This window comes from Curtobacterium sp. MCBA15_001 (genome assembly GCF_001864835.1).
Lineage (GTDB): Bacteria > Actinomycetota > Actinomycetes > Actinomycetales > Microbacteriaceae > Curtobacterium.
In genome coordinates, this window is sequence record NZ_MJGI01000025.1 from 1 (window position 1) to 15,285 (window position 15,285).

At 73.0% G+C, this 15,285-nt stretch carries 10 protein-coding genes and 1 tRNA gene; 8 read left to right on the forward strand and 3 right to left on the reverse strand.

All coding sequences use genetic code 11. The features are described from left to right. Positions 1 to 152 precede the first annotated feature (152 nt). The 7 genes from gltX (at position 153) to BIU90_RS12065 (ending at position 9,508) form a co-directional block, all read left to right on the forward strand. Positions 153 to 1,640 carry a glutamate--tRNA ligase gene (gltX, locus tag BIU90_RS12035; protein ID WP_139195257.1) on the forward strand — a complete coding sequence of 496 codons (1,488 nt, stop codon included), beginning with the start codon at positions 153 to 155 and terminating at the stop codon, positions 1,638 to 1,640. A gap of 13 nt (positions 1,641 to 1,653) precedes the next feature. After that, positions 1,654 to 2,625: an NAD(P)/FAD-dependent oxidoreductase gene (locus tag BIU90_RS12040; RefSeq protein ID WP_071300487.1), complete on the forward strand. Its 972-nt coding sequence runs from the start codon at positions 1,654 to 1,656 to the stop codon at positions 2,623 to 2,625. A gap of 44 nt (positions 2,626 to 2,669) precedes the next feature. Continuing rightward, a tRNA-Gln gene (locus BIU90_RS12045) sits at positions 2,670 to 2,744 on the forward strand. A 497-nt stretch (positions 2,745 to 3,241) separates the two neighbouring features. Further along, complete coding sequence (locus tag BIU90_RS12050; RefSeq protein WP_071300488.1) at positions 3,242 to 4,066, forward strand: glycosyltransferase family 2 protein; 825 nt, start codon at positions 3,242 to 3,244, stop codon at positions 4,064 to 4,066. Next, positions 4,063 to 5,034: a glycosyltransferase family 2 protein gene (locus BIU90_RS12055; RefSeq protein ID WP_071300489.1), complete on the forward strand. Its 972-nt coding sequence runs from the start codon at positions 4,063 to 4,065 to the stop codon at positions 5,032 to 5,034. Before BIU90_RS12050 ends, BIU90_RS12055 begins: the two co-directional genes overlap by 4 nt. Further along, positions 5,031 to 8,576 (forward strand): glycosyltransferase, encoded by a 3,546-nt coding sequence (locus BIU90_RS12060; RefSeq protein WP_071300490.1) that lies wholly within the window; start codon positions 5,031 to 5,033, stop codon positions 8,574 to 8,576. Before BIU90_RS12055 ends, BIU90_RS12060 begins: the two co-directional genes overlap by 4 nt. 11 nt (positions 8,577 to 8,587) lie before the next feature. Further along, entirely contained in the window at positions 8,588 to 9,508 is a 921-nt protein-coding gene (locus tag BIU90_RS12065) for a glycoside hydrolase family 16 protein (protein WP_139195258.1), read from the forward strand. Positions 9,509 to 9,736: 228 nt separating this feature from the next. On the opposite strand, the gene BIU90_RS12070 is transcribed toward BIU90_RS12065, so the two are convergent. The 3 genes from BIU90_RS12070 to BIU90_RS12080 are packed head-to-tail and all read right to left on the reverse strand — an operon-like array spanning position 9,737 to position 13,508. Then, positions 9,737 to 10,963, reverse strand: coding sequence for a glycosyltransferase family 4 protein (locus BIU90_RS12070; protein WP_071300492.1), 1,227 nt, complete (start codon positions 10,961 to 10,963; stop codon positions 9,737 to 9,739). Then, entirely contained in the window at positions 10,960 to 12,537 is a 1,578-nt protein-coding gene (locus BIU90_RS12075) for a lipopolysaccharide biosynthesis protein (RefSeq protein WP_071300493.1), read from the reverse strand. The genes BIU90_RS12070 and BIU90_RS12075 overlap by 4 nt, the downstream gene beginning before the upstream one ends. After that, positions 12,534 to 13,508 (reverse strand): beta-1,6-N-acetylglucosaminyltransferase, encoded by a 975-nt coding sequence (locus BIU90_RS12080; protein WP_071300494.1) that lies wholly within the window; start codon positions 13,506 to 13,508, stop codon positions 12,534 to 12,536. Before BIU90_RS12080 ends, BIU90_RS12075 begins: the two co-directional genes overlap by 4 nt. A 437-nt stretch (positions 13,509 to 13,945) precedes the next feature. Between BIU90_RS12080 and BIU90_RS12085 the strand changes: the two genes are divergently transcribed. Beyond that, positions 13,946 to 15,253, forward strand: a complete 1,308-nt coding sequence (locus BIU90_RS12085; protein WP_083403932.1) for a glycosyltransferase family 2 protein — start codon at positions 13,946 to 13,948, stop codon at positions 15,251 to 15,253. Positions 15,254 to 15,285 lie beyond the last annotated feature (32 nt).

Here is a 15,285-nt window from a genome sequence, read left to right on the forward strand (position 1 = left end):
CCGCCGGACTCAACGTTGGTAACACCAGGGAACCCCTGACCAGTGATGGTCAGGGGTTTTCTGCGTTCCGGACCTGGTGCTCGTGGGGCTTGTCCACAGGTCAGTCCTGAGCCGGTGGCGGCCGGGTACCCCACGGTAGGATCGACGACGTCATGACTGCGCCATTCACCACTGCCACCGGCCCCGACGTCCGCGTCCGTTTCTGCCCGTCCCCGACCGGGACCCCGCACGTCGGGTTGGTCCGGACGGCGCTCTTCAACTGGGCGTACGCGCGCCACACCGGCGGCAACCTCGTGTTCCGCATCGAGGACACCGACGCCGCCCGTGATTCCGAGGAGTCCTACCAGCAGATCATCGAAGCGCTCCGGTGGCTCGAGCTCGACTGGGACGAAGGCGTCGAGGTCGGGGGGCCGCACGGCCCCTACCGTCAGTCCGAGCGCACCGGTGTCTACCAGGACGTGATCGCTCAGTTGCAGGCCTCTGGACACGTGTACGAGTCGTTCGTCACGCCGGAGGAGATGGAGGCGCGGAACGTCGCCGCCGGCCGTGACCCCAAGCAGGGCTACGACAACCACGAGCGCGACCTGACCGACGCCGAGCGCCAGGCATTCCGCGACCAGGGCCGGGAGCCGGCGTTGCGGCTGCGCGTTCCGGACCGGGACCTCAGCTTCCAGGACCTCGTCCGCGGCGAGATCACGTTCAAGCAGGGCACGTTCCCGGACTTCGTCGTCGTGCGCCCGAACGGCAAGCCGCTCTACACGTTCACGAACCCGCTGGACGACGCGCTGATGGGCATCACGCACGTGCTGCGGGGCGAAGACCTGCTCTCGTCGACGCCGCGCCAGATCGCGCTGTACGAGGCGTTGTACGAGATCGGGCTGACCACGTTCATCCCGGTGTTCGGGCACCTGCCGTTCGTCATGGGCGACGGCAACAAGAAGCTGTCCAAGCGTGACCCCGAGTCGAACCTGTTCCACCACCGCGCGAACGGGATGGTGCCCGAGGGGCTCATCAACTACCTGGCACTGCTCGGTTGGTCGATCGGCCCGGACCGCGACGTGTTCTCGAGGGACGAGATGATCGCGGCGTTCGACGTGGTCGACGTCAACCCCAACCCGGCGCGCTTCGACCACAAGAAGGCCGAGGCCATCAACGGCGACCACATCCGCCTGCTGGACCCCGTCGACTTCCGGAACCGCTTGAAGCCCTACCTGACGGCGTACGTGTCCGATCCGACGACTCCCGACGACGAGCGTGTGCTCGAGCTCGCGGCGCCGCTCGTGCAGGAGCGCATGCAGCTGCTCAGCGAGGCACCGGGGCTGCTCGGCTTCCTCTTCACCGAGGACGCCGACCTCGTGGTCGAGGACGATGCCCTCGCGAGCCTCAAGGGCGACACCGCACCGGTGCTCGCCGCGGGCATCACTGCGCTCGAGGGTCTGGACGACTGGCGCACCGAGGCCATCGAGGGCGCGCTCCGCACGGCGCTCATCGACGACCTCGGCCTGAAGCCCCGTGTGGCGTTCGGCCCCCTGCGCGTGGCCGTCTCCGGTCGCCGGATCAGCCCGCCGCTGTTCGAGTCGATGGAGATCCTCGGCAAGGACTCCACCCTGGCCCGGCTGCGCGCCCTCGCGGCGCGGTGACCTGAGCCGCGCCATGCCCGACCCTCACGAGCACGAGCACGAGCACGACGCCGCGCCGGAGCACTTCGACGTCGCGGTGGTCGGCGCGGGACCGGCGGGGCTCAGTGCCGCGCTGAACCTCGTGCGCGCGAAGCGTCGGGTCCTGCTGCTCGACGCGAACCGCCCCCGCAACGCCGCGACCCTCCGCTCGCACGGGTTCCTGACGCGGGACGGCATCTCGCCGCTCGAGCTCCGGAAGCTCGGTCGCGCCGAGGTCGAGCAGTACCCCGAGGCCACCGTCGCCCAGGCGGCGGTCGACCGGCTCACCGCCGACGCGGCCGGGTTCCGCCTGCACGGCACCTGGCGGGGGAGCGAGGTCACCGCGACGGCCCAGGCGGTCGTCATCGCGACCGGGCTCCGTGAGGAGTTCCCGGCGCTGCCGTCCCTGCGGGCGTTCTACGGGACCGCGGTGCACAGCTGCGTCGAGTGCGACGCGTACGACAAGGCCGGCCAGCCGTTGGCGTTCGTCTGCGAGACGGCGGACGTCGTCGACCGCGCGTTGCTCGTCGCCTCGTGGACGGACGACCTGGTGGTCTACACGAACGGTGTCGCGCCGCTCGACGCCGCCGGACGTGACCGCCTGGCCCGTGCGGGCGTCCGCGTCGACGAGCGGCCCGTGGCGGACCTCGAGGGGGACCGGTCCGGCATGACGGGCGTCCGCCTGGCAGACGGGCACGTAGAGCCGCGGACGGGTGGGTTCGTCCGACCGACGTGGCACGTGGACCTCGACTGGGTGGACCTGCCGCTCGACCGTGACGCGGAGGGACTGGTGGTCGTGGACCGCTCGGGCCGGACGAGCGCCGCCGGTGTCTACGCTGTGGGCGACGTCACGCCGCCCGGTCCGGAGCAGCTCGTCGTCGCCGCCGGGCACGGCGCCGTGACGGCCGCGGCTGTGCACCGTGACCTGGTCGGTGGTCTCGAGGACCTCCGGGATGCTGTACAGTAGTTGATCGTGCCCCGGACAACGGGGCGCGGGGCCGACAGGCCTCTTGGGGTATGGTGTAATTGGCAACACAGCGGTTTCTGGTACCGTCGTTCTTGGTTCGAGTCCAGGTACCCCAGCCAGACTGACGAAAGGCCCCCGGGATCTCCCGGGGGCCTTTCGCGTTCTCGGAGCGTGCGTTCTCGGAGCGTGCGTTCCCGGAGCCCGCGCGGCGGAGCCGACCCGAGCCTCCCGTCCGATGCGGCGGGACCGGCGGGACCGGCGAGACCGGCGCGACCGACGCCAGCGACGCAAGCGGCGCGCTCGACGCAAGCGTCCCGTCCGATGCGTGGTGCGCGCCCGACGCGACCACCCTGCGGACTGCAGGCAGTTGCGGGTTTCCGTATCCGCACTCGGTGGCCCGCAAGGCACCCAGCTTCGCATTGACCGGTCCGTCCACCCCAGCGAGGGTGGGAATCCCCAGGGAACGGCGTACCCCCGCTCCGGACGGGAACGACGGTGCACCCTCACCGTCGAGCACTGCAGCTGACGTACCCGCGTCCTGTCCTCAACGACCAGAGGACCATCGGCCGTCGCCCTGACGGCCTTCTCCCGACAGCCTGAACCCGACAGGAGCACCATGTCCGCCAGCACGATCCGCCCTCTGGACCCGCGCGTCTCGGTCGTCATCCCCGCACGCAACGAAGCGCGGAACCTCGAGATCATCCTCCCGAAGCTGCCCCCGGTGTACGAGGTCATCCTCGTCGACGGCAACTCGGTCGACGACACCATCGCGACCGCCCAGCGCCTGATGCCCACGATCAAGGTCGTGCAGCAGACCCGCAAGGGGAAGGGCAACGCGCTGGCGTGCGGCTTCGAAGCCGTCACCGGCGACGTCGTCGTGATGTTCGACGCCGACTGCTCGGCGGACCCGGACGAGATCCCGCGCTTCGTCGACGCGCTGGTCGCCGGCGCCGACGTCGCCAAGGGCACCCGCTACGCCCTCGGCGGTGGCAGCGACGACATCACGATCATCCGCAGCCTGGGCAACCGCGGCCTCAACGTGGTCTGCAACCTCCTGCTCGGCGCGCGCTACACGGACCTCTGCTACGGCTACAACGCCTTCTGGACGGACACGCTGCCGAAGATCGGTCTGCTGTCCTCGACGCTCCCGAAGCCGACCGACGGCTCGATGCTGTGGGGCGACGGCTTCGAGATCGAGACGATCCTGACCTGCCGCTGGTCCGCCGCGGACCTGGCGATCTCCGAGGTCCCGAGCCACGAGAAGCTCCGCGTCCACGGCACCAGCAACCTCAACGCCGTCACCGACGGCATCCGGGTGCTGAAGTCGATCATGCACGAGCGTCGCCGCGCCTCCGAGGCGCAGGCCCGCGCTCGCATGGCACCGGTGACCACCCGCTCCGTCCCGACGGCCGTCCCGGCGCTCGACGAGGAAGCCGCGTGAGCGCGCCCACCGTCGCGGTCGTCATCTGCGCGTACACCCAGCAGCGCTGGGGCGACCTGCAGGACTCGGTGGAGTCGGCCAAGCGCCAGCCCGAGGCGACCGAGGTCATCGTCGTGATCGACCACGAGCCGGAGCTGTTCCTGCGGGCCAAGGCTCGCTGGCCGGAGCTGCGCGTGGTGGAGAACTCCGAGGACCGTGGCCTGTCCGGCGCGCGGAACACCGGCGTCGCGCTGGCCGAGTCCGACGTCGTGGCGTTCCTCGACGACGACGCGACCGCGGACGACGACTGGCTCTCCCACCTGGTCGATGCGCTCGCGCTGTCCGACGTCGTCGGCGTCGGCGGCCGTGCGACCCCGTCGTGGCCCACCGCGACCGGAGCCGGTCCGTACCCGGACGAGCTGCTCTGGATCGTCGGGTGCAGCTACACCGGTCTGCCGACCGCGCCCGCTGACGTCCGCAACGTGATCGGCTCGAGCATGGCGTTCCGTCGTGACGTGCTGCTGTCCGCCGGCGGGTTCCGCTCGGGCATCGGCCGCGTCGGCAACCAGCCGCTCGGCTGCGAGGAGACGGAGCTCTGCATCCGCATCGCGCAGGCCGACCCGTCCGCGCGCATCCGGTTCGAGCCGCGCTCGAACGTGTCGCACCGGGTCTCTCCCGACCGCGTGACGATGCGCTACGTGCGTCGTCGTGCGTACTACGAGGGCATCTCGAAGGCGGTCCTGAGCCGCCGAGTCGGCGCGAAGGACTCGCTGTCGAGCGAGTCGACGTACCTGACGACGGTCCTCCCGAAGGCGCTCGTGCGCGAACTCGGTCGGCTCGGCCGTGGTGGCGGGACCCGTGCCGCGGCGATCGTCCTCACCGTGCTCGGCACGGTCACGGGCTACGCGGTGGGTCGGTTCCTGGGCGGGGTCGTCGTGGCGGCCCCGGCACCGGTCGCGGCTCCCGTGCAGAAGGTCGGTGCGCCGTGACCCGCCCCACCCTGGCGATGGTCGTCTCGCCGATCGTCACGGGGCCGCTGTTCCCGACGTGGGACGGCGCCCTGTGGGTCGGCGAGGTCGACCGCGCCGACGTGCACGCCTCGAGCCACCGCGACGTGATCGCGCTCGACGGTGCCGAGGGGTACCGTCGTGCGCGCCTGCTCGTGCGCGACCACGGTGACCCCCTCGGGTTCGTCGAGGTCGAGGTGACCGAGCGTCGCCGCATCGGTCCGACGGTCGACGTCCGGGCCCTCCAGCGCGCCATCCGGCCCCTGGCGACGCCGGCGGACCGTCCCGGATCCGCTCGGCCGGCAGCAGATCAGGTGCTGCCGTCCGTCACCGTCGTGCTCTGCACCGACGGCGCCTCGAGGGACACCATGCGGTCCGTCCTGGCCTGCCGCCACGACGCGTTCGACGTCGTCGTGGTCTCGCGTGTCGCCGACCCGGCGGACGCGACCGCCGTCACGATCGACGGTCACACGGTGACGACGATCGCCGCGCCCGAGGGAGGGCTGGCTGCCGCGCGCAACGCCGGCCTCCTTGCGGCGACGGGTGACGTCGTGGCCTTCGTCGACGAGGGCGCCGTCGTGGACGCCGGGTGGCTCGACGCCATCGCGGCCGCGTTCGCCGCCGACCCCGACGTGGCCTGCGTGACCGGGCTCGTGCCGAGCGCCGAGCTCCGCACGCCGGCGCAGCGCTGGCACGACGACCGGACCCCGGCTGCGCGGACGGTCCGCCGTCGCGTGTTCCGACTGGACGACGCGCCCGACGACCTGCCCCTGCACCCCTTTGCCGCGTCCGCCTACGGCACCGGCGCGAACCTCGCGGTGCGCCGTGCCGACGTCCTGCGGATCGGCGGGTTCGACACCGCGTTCGGCCCCGGAACCCGCGTCGGCGGCGGCGACGACCTCGACCTCTTCACCCGGCTGCTGTTCGCGGGTTCCGCGATCGCGGTCGAACCGGCCGCCATCGTGTGGCAGCGATCGGCGGACGACGTGGCGTCGCTCCGCAGCGCCGCCGCCGCGAACGGCCACGGACTCGGAGCCTGGATGACCAAGAACGCCTTCGACCGCGAGACGTTCGCCGCCTCGGTCGACGCCGCCCCCGGAGCGCTCAGCGCCTTCGCGCGACTCGGCCTGGAGCAGGGCGACCGTGTCGATGGTGTCGACGGCGCGTCGGAGGCGGACGCCGTCGACGGCGAGTTCGCGGCCACCCGGCGTCGTCTGCGCGGGGTCGAGCGTCGTTCGGCACTCGTCGGACCCCTGCTGACCCTGCGTGAGCGGATGGGCGGGGCCGGCACGATCGACCGGACCGCACGCGGCCGTCACGAACTGCAGCGTGGGCTCGCGTCCACCGCACCTGTGCCGAGCGGCACCGGCGACGCGATGGGCCCGGTCGCCCGACTGCTGGCCGCCGCGCTCGTGGTGGCGACACTGGTCACCGCGGCCGTCGGCAGCCTGGCCGGCCTCCCGACGCTCCGCGCGAGCGCCGTGGCCGTGTTCCTGTTCGCGTTGCTCGGCGTCGCGCCCCTGCTGCTGCTCCGCCCGATGCCGCTCGCGCGCTTCGCCGCGTTCGCGGTGGCCGGGTCGCTCGTCGGCACGATCGCCATCGGCTACACGATGGCCACGGCGCACATCTGGGACCCGGTGGTGCCGTTCATCGGCGTGGTCGTGCTGACCGCGCTCGCGATCGCAGTCGCCGTACCGCGGGACGTGGCCGAGCTCCGGCGCTCGAACCTGATGCCGATGGCCGAGCTGGCCCGCGCCGGCTGGGACTCGATGAACGCCACGGCGGTGTCCCTGGTCGGCCTGGTCATCGTCGTCGCCACGGCGATCACCCACATCGGGGACCCGGTGCGCGACGGGCTGTTCGGCTCGCTCGGCCCCGGCCTGGTCGTGGGACTCGCGATCGTCGTGGTCGCCGCCGTCGTCGCACTCGTGCGTGGCGTGGGCATCGCGGTGCCCGTGGTCGTGCTCGGCGGGACCATCCAGCTGGCGCAGGCCATCACCTACGGCATGCCGACCGTCATGGCGGCTGCGCGACACATCGGCGTCCTCGAGTACATCCGGCAGTACGGCGGCACGAACCCGTCCGCCGACATCTTCCAGACCTGGTCCGGCCTGTTCGGCGGCGGCGCCTGGGTCGCGGACGTCGCCGGCATCGAGAACGCGATGCTCATCGCGGCGTGGGTGCCGGTGCTGCTGGCCTTCGCCACCGTGATCGCGGTCGGTGTGCTGGCGTCGAACTGGCTGCCCGGCGTCCGTCGGCCCTGGATCGCGGCCTTCCTGACCGCGATGACCGGCTCGCTCAACACCACGTACTTCTCGCCGCAGTCCGTCGGCATCCTGCTGTCGATCGTGATCCTCGTGCTGGCCACCGGCCCGCTGCGGAACACCGTAGTGACGCTGGCCGACGGCAGCGTCGGGACCGCGCTGCGGGCTCGCCGGACGGCGCTGTCGCGGGTCATCGCGATCGCCGCGATCAGCATCGTGCTCGCCGTGACGCACCAGATCTCGCCGTACCTGACGGTCGCGGCGCTCGTCGTGCTCGTCGTGTTCAAGCTCGCCCGCCCGTGGTGGCTCCCGCTGGTCGTGCTCGTGCCGGCCGTGGTGTTCGCCGTCCTGAACGGCAGCGTGCTCGACAAGTTCCTGTCGCTCGGCGCGGTCGGCAAGGTGCTCGACAACGTGCAGCCGCCCTCGCACGACGCGACGGTCTTCGCACAGCCGCTCGTGACCCGGCTGGCCTTCGACATCCCCGCTGCGGTGCTCGTGCTCATCGGTCTGGTCGCCGTGGCCACCGTCCTGCTGCGTCGGGACCGCCTGCACTGGGCGCTCCTGATCGCCGGCGCCAGCCCGATCTCGCTGCTCGTCGCGACGAACTACGGCCAGGAGGGCATCTTCCGCGTCGTCCTGTTCGCCACCCCGTGGATCGCGATGCTGGCCGCGGCGCTCCCGTCGCCGGCCGGACGTCTGGCCTGGGTCGGTTCGCTCGTCGGCCGCATGATGCGTCCCACCACGGTCAAGGTGGCGGTCGCCGCCGCCGGGGTCGCCGTGCTGGTGGGGGTCGGCGCCTTCGGGCAGACCGCGCTCGACTGGAACCGCGTGATGACCCGGAGCGAGTCCGCGGCGACGCAGCGCTACGACGAGACGGCCCCGAAGGGCTCCGTGATGCTGCTGACCGGTTCCGCCATCGCGGTGCCGAGCAACACCGGCGCACGGTACTTCGACGTCGGTTACCTGTCGCGTGAGGCGCTGACGAAGTACCAGGACCCGAACGGTCCGTACGACGCCACGAAGGACGTCGACGTGATGACGTCGAAGCTCGTCGGGACCTGGCCGGCCACGGGGTACTACGCCCTGGTCGCAGAGCCCTTCGGCGCCTACGGCGAGCGGTACGGCTACCAGACCGACGCGCACTACCAGGAGCTCGCGGCCGCCATGGCGAAGTCGCCGTACTGGAAGGCCGTCTGGTCCGAGGGCACGACCGTGATGTACGAGCTCACCCCGGCGGGCCTCCGTCACGGAGCCGAGTGACGGACCAGCCGGTGCGCACGGAGCAGGCCGACGCCCCGCCCCTCGCGGCGGAGGCGTCGGCCGCGCACGGTGCCGGGATCGCGCACGCGGTCGGCGCCGGACGGCACCGGCCACCGCTCGGTCGTGGCGGCCGCCGCATCGCGGTCGCCGTCGGCGCGCTGGTCGTCCTGGCCGGCATCGTCGCCGGCTCCGCCACCGCCCTGCACAGCGGGAGCGCCGCCGACCCGAGTGGAGTCCGCATGCCGAGCGCCGACGGGAACGGGTGGAAGCGCGTCTTCGCCGAGGACTTCGAGGACGACGCGCCGAGCGGCCGGTTCGAGGCCGGGTACGGCGACCGGTTCTCGATCTACCACGGGTTCGGCGACACCGCCGGCACAGGGCAGTACCAGTCCTCGGTGCTCAGCGCGCACGACGGGATGCTCGACATGCACCTCGGCACGACCGCGGCCGGGGTCCCACTCGCGGGTGGCATCGTCCCGCTGGTCGACGGGACGTGGGGTGGCCAGACCTCCGGTCGCTACAGCATCCGCATGAAGAGCGACCCGGTCGACGGCTTCGGTGTCGCCGTGCTGCTCTGGAGCGACGAGAACAAGTGGTCGGACGGTGAGGTCGACTTCCCGGAGGGTGCCCTCGGCGCGCCGGCGTACCTCAACGTGCACTGTCTGAGCGACCCGGCGCAGAAGTGCGTGCACGAGCAGACGCGTGCGTCCCTGGAGGACTGGCACACCTACACGATCGAGTGGACGCCGACCCGGATGTCGTTCTTCGTCGACGACGCGATGGTCGGCAGCACCGACAAGGACATCCCGACGGCGCGGATGCACCTGGTCGTGCAGGCGGGGTCGAACGACGGGCACCCGCCGGCCGACGCGAAGGGGTCCCTGCTCATCGACTGGATGACGATCGACGTCCCCACGACCGGGCGCGGCTGAGTCCGCAAGCGCTGTCGTTCCGACCCACATCGGTCGCGATGGGAGATCGGATCGCGCGTGGGCGGTCGGAAGGAAGCGCCGACCACGCGCGGTTCTGCTCACGACGCGCGGTTCGGCTCACCACGCGCGGTTCGGTGCACGACGCGCCGTTCGGCGGACGGACGGGAGGCCCGGTGCGGGTCCGCCCCGCTGGCCGCAGCGGGCAGGCGCCCGACTGGCCGCCGGCGCTCAGCGGGCGACGTCGTCGAGCGCGCCGAGCAGGGCGTCGACGTGCTGCGCCCGGTCGTACCGGTCGCGCACCCAGGCGCGGCAGCGGGCGCCGAGCTCCGGGCCGATCGCGGCCTCGTCGAGGGTGCTGAGGACGCACGCGGCCAGGGCCTCGGCGTCCGTCGGGTCGACCGTGAACCGGGCCCACTCGTCGGACAGGATCTCCCCGGTCCCACCGGACGCCGCCGCGACGACGGGCCGACCGGCCGACATCGCCTCGACCACGACACGGCCGAAGCCCTCGGGCTCGAGCGACGGCGCGACGACCATGTCCGCGGCGTGCAGCAGCGGGACCACGTCGTCCCGCTCGGGCACGACCAGCACGGAGTCGGCGGGGAGCGCTGCGACGGCGCGGCGGACCTCGTCGGCGTCCTCGGTGGGGAGCGCGCCGGCGAGCACCAGGAGCGGTGCGCTGCGGGTCACCGGACCCGCGGCCGGGACGGTGACGGGCTGCCGGGCCGCAGCGGTCGTCAGGACCGTGCGCCACGCCTCCAGGACGGCCACCACGCCCTTCGCCCGCGTGAGCCGGCCGTAGTACAGCACCACTGGGGTGCCGTCGTCGATGCCGAGGTCCCCGCGGGCGGCCTGCGTGTCGGAGGCCGTGGGCGGGGGGAACGCGTGGGTGTCGACGCCGTTGGAGACCAGGGTGATCCGGTCCGCGGGGACGCCGACGGCGGTCCACGCCTCGGCCATCGCCTGGGACACGGCGAAGTAGCGCGTGCGACCGCCCGCGATCGGCGCGAGCCGGCGGTAGTTCGGTGCGTGGTGCAGGTGCACCGCGAGCGGCACGCCGGAGACGATCGACGCGACCCGCCCGAAGGGCAGGAACTCGGGCCGGTTCAGCCAGAGCACGTCGAGTCGGGCGCGTCGCAGGCGCAGGCCCTGCCGGGCGAAGCGCAGGGCGTCGCGGAGCGCGGTGCGGATGCCGAAGCGGTAGTCGTCTGCGCGGACCAGCGGGACACGCAGGCTGTCGAAGGGCCCCCGTCCGTCGTCGGCGCGACCGGCGGGGGAGTCCCGGTGCCAGACGGCGACGTGGTGGCCGGCGGCGACGAGGTCGCGGGTGTCCTCGAGGACGCAGCGTTCGACACCGCCCGTGATGGCGAGCCCGTTCGTGACGACGCCGATGCGCAGGCGACGACGCGACACGGTGGTCGGGTCGGCGGCCGCGGGGTCCCCGCTCGGGTTCACGATGCCCTCCCACGTGCGGCACGCAGCCGCGCGAAGAACCACGGCACGCAGGCCAGCACGCCGGCGAGCCTGATCCAGTTCCAGAACACGTCCTGCGGCACCGCGAGCGAGGCCGCGGCGACGGCGAGCGACGCCAGCACGGGCAGCACGACGCGCAGGCCCGGCCCACGCCACTCGCGGCGGTCCGGCAGCGCCGCCTGCTGCAGCACGGCGAGGACGACGTAGGCGATGACGGTGGCGACCGCGGCCCCCAGGATGCCGAGCATCGGCACGAAGACCAGGTTCGCGCCGATGTTCACCGCGCCGGCGACCGCGGCGATGACGCCGACGGCGACACCACGGCGCTCGACGAGCAGCAGTCGGCCGGTGGCGCCGCTCGCAACGACCGGGAAGGCGGTGATCGCGACGACGAACACGACGACGGTGAGCTGCTCGACGCGGTACGACGCGGGAGCGAGGATCGGCAGGGCGATCGGGGAGACCAGCGTCACGGCGAGCAGGACGGGCGCGAGCAGGCGGTAGAGCTCGTCGCGCGAGTGCATCGAGAGCTCGCGGCGGGCGACGGCGTCCCGGAGCGCGGCGAAGTGCGGCGCCCAGGCGTTGTTCGTGAAGGTCAGGAGCAGGATCACCGCGGAGCCGACCACGTAGGCGATCTGGTAGCGGGCCACCTCGTCCGGACCGAGCAGGCGCTGCACGACCAGGCGGTCACCGACGTTGAGCACGAAGTACGACAGGCTGCCGAGCGTGATGGGGACGCCGAGGCGGAACGCGCGCCGCATCGTGCGCAGGTCGAACAGGCCGGCGAACCGGGGCCGGGTCGCGGTGATGCCGATGACCATCGCCGTGACCTGCGCGATGACGCCACCCCAGGCGTAGGTGACGGCGTCCGCCTGCACCCAGGTGAGCAGCGCGAGCCCGATGATCGAGCCGCCGACGGAGGACAGCAGGCTGGTCACCGCGAAGACCTTGATGCGGTCCTGCGCGACGAGCAGCGACAGCGAGATCTGCACGATGCCGGCGGGTGCGGTCCACAGCACGGCGACGAGCAGGAGCGGGTGGTTCCCGACGAACCCGGCGGCGTCGGCCCAGAGCGGGATCGTCGTCAGCGCGGTGACGGTCACCAGGGCCGCGGTCACCATGCCGACCGCCATCAGGCCGCGGGCCTTGCGGTCGTTGCCGTCCTCGGCGCGCTGCAGCACGGACGCCTGGTCCATGCCGATGACGGCGAGCACGACGAGTGCCTGGTACAGCGCGATCGCCGAGGCCAGCACGCCGAACTCGGCCGGCGGCATCAGGTGGGCGAGCACGGGGGAGATGAGCGAGGAGACGACCAGCTGCATCGACCAGACGACGACGTACAGCAGGCCGCGGCCGAACAGCACGGACGAGCGCTTGCCGACGGTGACGGACCCGGTGTCCACCGACGGCACGGTGCCGGTCGCGGCGGTGTCCGCGGCCGACTGCGCGACGGCGACGTCGACGGCCGGGACTGCAGCTGTGGTGGTCAGGGCGCGGACCTCGCCGGCCTCGCGGGCCGCGCGGGCCTCGCGGCGGGTCTGCGGGGGCAGCGTCACGAGGCGACCCCCCGCACGACCGGCGCGGTCGCGACCGGTGTCGTGCCGACCGACGCGGTGCCGGCCGACGCGGCGACCGAGGTCGTCGCGTGTTGCCGGAGGCCGAAGGCGCCGTCGATGACGTCGAGCAGGTCCGAGCTCCGTGCGGTGGAGAACTTGCGGGCGAACAGGTGCGGCAGGTCCACGTCGGACACCGTCCGACGCTCGAGCACCCGCCCGGCGTCCGCGGTCGTCAGCCACGGCGGGCTCTTCATCGCCGTGCCGTCCCACCCGATCCACCAGAGCGCGTGGGGCACGTGCTCGTCGGCGAACCCGGGCACCAGCTCCGGGGTGGCCAGGACCGACGGCACGAAGGTCTCGTCCGCGATCCAGGTGCGACGCCAGAAGCGGACCAGGTCGGGGCGCGTGTCGACCACGTCGACGACCGCTGCCGCGTGGTGGCGTGCCAGCACCTTGAGCTGCGAGCCGCCGGCGGGGACGACGTCGCGGGGCACCCGGCGGGGGATCGGCAGCCGGAGCATGTGCTTGCGCCAGGCCCAGTGTCGGTACCGCAGGCGGGCGGCACCACCGTCACGGCCCCACGCCGCGAAGGGGAGGGGGTGCACGGCGACGAACGAGTCGTCGCGGTGCGCCTCGAGCAGGGCGGAGATCTCGGCCGGGTTCGCGAGCGGGTAGTCGCTGCCGGTCAGGACGGCGACGTGCGACGCGTCCGTCTCGGCGAGCGCGGCACGGTAGCCCGCGACCTCGGCGGCGACGTTCTCCCAGCGGGCCCACCCGGTCGCGATCCGCGGCAGCACGCGGACCCGCTCCGGCAGCCCGGCGGTCATGGCACGGAACACCGACTCCGGGGTCCGGGCGTCGACGTGCAGGAACACCGGGAAGGGGTCGAGCGCCTCGACGAGACGGCGGACGTGGGCAGGGTCCTCATGAGCGAGGACGATGCACGCGGGAGCCGCGGGTGAGATGGCCATGGCAGCGACGCTACGGGCGCCGTTCCGGGCCGGACAAGGCGCCCCGGGGGCCTCTGCGGGGAAGCGGCGGTTTCCCGCACCAGGGGTCGAGAACCCCCGCGGATCAGCGCTTCCGGCGGTACCTCGGGCAGTCGCAGAGCGCGCAGTCCGACCCCGGTCGGTAGTGTTCGTGGGCGTCCTGCACGTGGCCGCAGACACAGGTCGCCGTGTCGACCGTGACGATCGCCTGTTCGGAGGGGAGGACCGACCCGAACTCGGTCCTGTGGCCCAGCGGCATGCGTCCTCCTCGTGCCCGGCGTGCTGCCGCCGGGTCGTCCCCACGATCGTAGTGGGAAACGCCTGGTCACTGGCGGCAAACCGCAAGAGGAACGAGGGTCGCCGCACGGCCCAGCACCCCGCGTTGCGCCCGCGCGGGGGCCAACCGGAGCATCGGTGTCATGACCGATCACCAGGCCACCGCGTCCCGCGTGCTCACGATCGCCCCCGCGATGCCGTCGCCCGACGCCCCCACGTGGGCCGGCGCAGCGTGGGTCGGCGCGATCGACCGTCCCGCGGCGCTCGCCGCCTCCGCCGTCGAGCTCGCCGGCGCGACGGGCTTCGACCGCGCCCGGCTGCTGGTCCGCGACGGCCGCGAGGTCGCCGGCTTCGTGGACGTCGCCGTCGACGCGAGCGGCGACGTGGACCCGGCCGAGCTGGGACCGGCCCTGCGCGCCCTGCGTGCCACGAGCCTCCCGTCCGCCCCCCAGGGCGAGCCCACCGGACGCATGTCGGTCGTCATCGGCACGCGCGACCGTCCCGAGGACGTGCGCCGCTGCGTCGCGTCGGTGCTCGCCTCGGCGTACGAGGACTTCGAGGTGTTCGTCGTCGACAACGCGCCGACGACGACCGCGACCCGCGACGTGGTCGCGTCGTTCGCGGACGCGCGACTGCACTACGTCCTGGAGGCCCGACCCGGCGTCTCCCGCGCACGGAACGCCGGTCTCGCCCTGGCGTCCGGAGCCGTGGTCGCCTTCGTCGACGACGACGTGGTCGTCGACCGGCACTGGCTCGCGGCGCTCGCCGACGCGTACGCCCGCGACGCGGACGTGGTCTGCGTCACCGGCCTGGTGCCGAGCGGGGAACTCCGGAACCCGACCCAGCGCTACTTCGACGAGCGCGTGACGTGGGCGCGGAACCTCGACCGCCGGGTGTTCCGCACCTCGGCGCCGCCGGTGGACCTGCCGCTCTTCCCGTTCTCGGTCGGCGCGTTCGGCACCGGCGCGAACATGTCCCTCCGGCGCTCGGCGGCCCTGGCGCTCGGCGGGTTCGACGTCGCCCTCGGCCCGGGTACCCCGTCCCGCGCGGGCGAGGACCCGGACCTGTTCACCCGGGTGCTGCTGTCGGGAGGCGCGCTCGCCGTCGAGCCGTCCGCCTTCGTGTGGCACAAGCACCGCTCGGACCGCGAGGCCCTGCGTGCCCAGGCGCTCGGCTACGGCACGGGGCTCGGCGCGTGGGTCGCGAAGCTGATGACCCGGCCGCGGACGGCGCTCGCGGTGCTGCGTCGGGCCGTCGGGGCGCTCCGCCAGCTCGGGGCGCTCGGGCAGGGCGGCGCCGACCAGGTGTCGACCGCCGTCTCGGCGACCGCGGGGTGGCCCGTGGACGACGAGTTCCGCGCGGCGACCGCCGGGCTGAAGCGGGTCGAGCTCGTCGCCGCGCTCGGCGGCCCCTGGCGGTACGTGCTCGGGCGCCTGCGCTCCCGCGGGTAGAGCCGGCCGGCGGGCGGCGCGCTTGCCGGTTC

What these genes read in the sequence shown, in the direction of transcription:
- gltX (WP_139195257.1), top strand. Translation starts at nt 153, where the DNA reads ATGACTGCGCCATTCACCACTGCCACCGGCCCCGACGTCCGCGTCCGT.
- BIU90_RS12040 (WP_071300487.1), top strand. Translation starts at nt 1,654, where the DNA reads ATGCCCGACCCTCACGAGCACGAGCACGAGCACGACGCCGCGCCGGAG.
- BIU90_RS12050 (WP_071300488.1), top strand. Translation starts at nt 3,242, where the DNA reads ATGTCCGCCAGCACGATCCGCCCTCTGGACCCGCGCGTCTCGGTCGTC.
- BIU90_RS12080 (WP_071300494.1), bottom strand. Translation starts at nt 13,508, where the DNA reads ATGGCCATCTCACCCGCGGCTCCCGCGTGCATCGTCCTCGCTCATGAG.
- BIU90_RS12085 (WP_083403932.1), top strand. Translation starts at nt 13,946, where the DNA reads ATGACCGATCACCAGGCCACCGCGTCCCGCGTGCTCACGATCGCCCCC.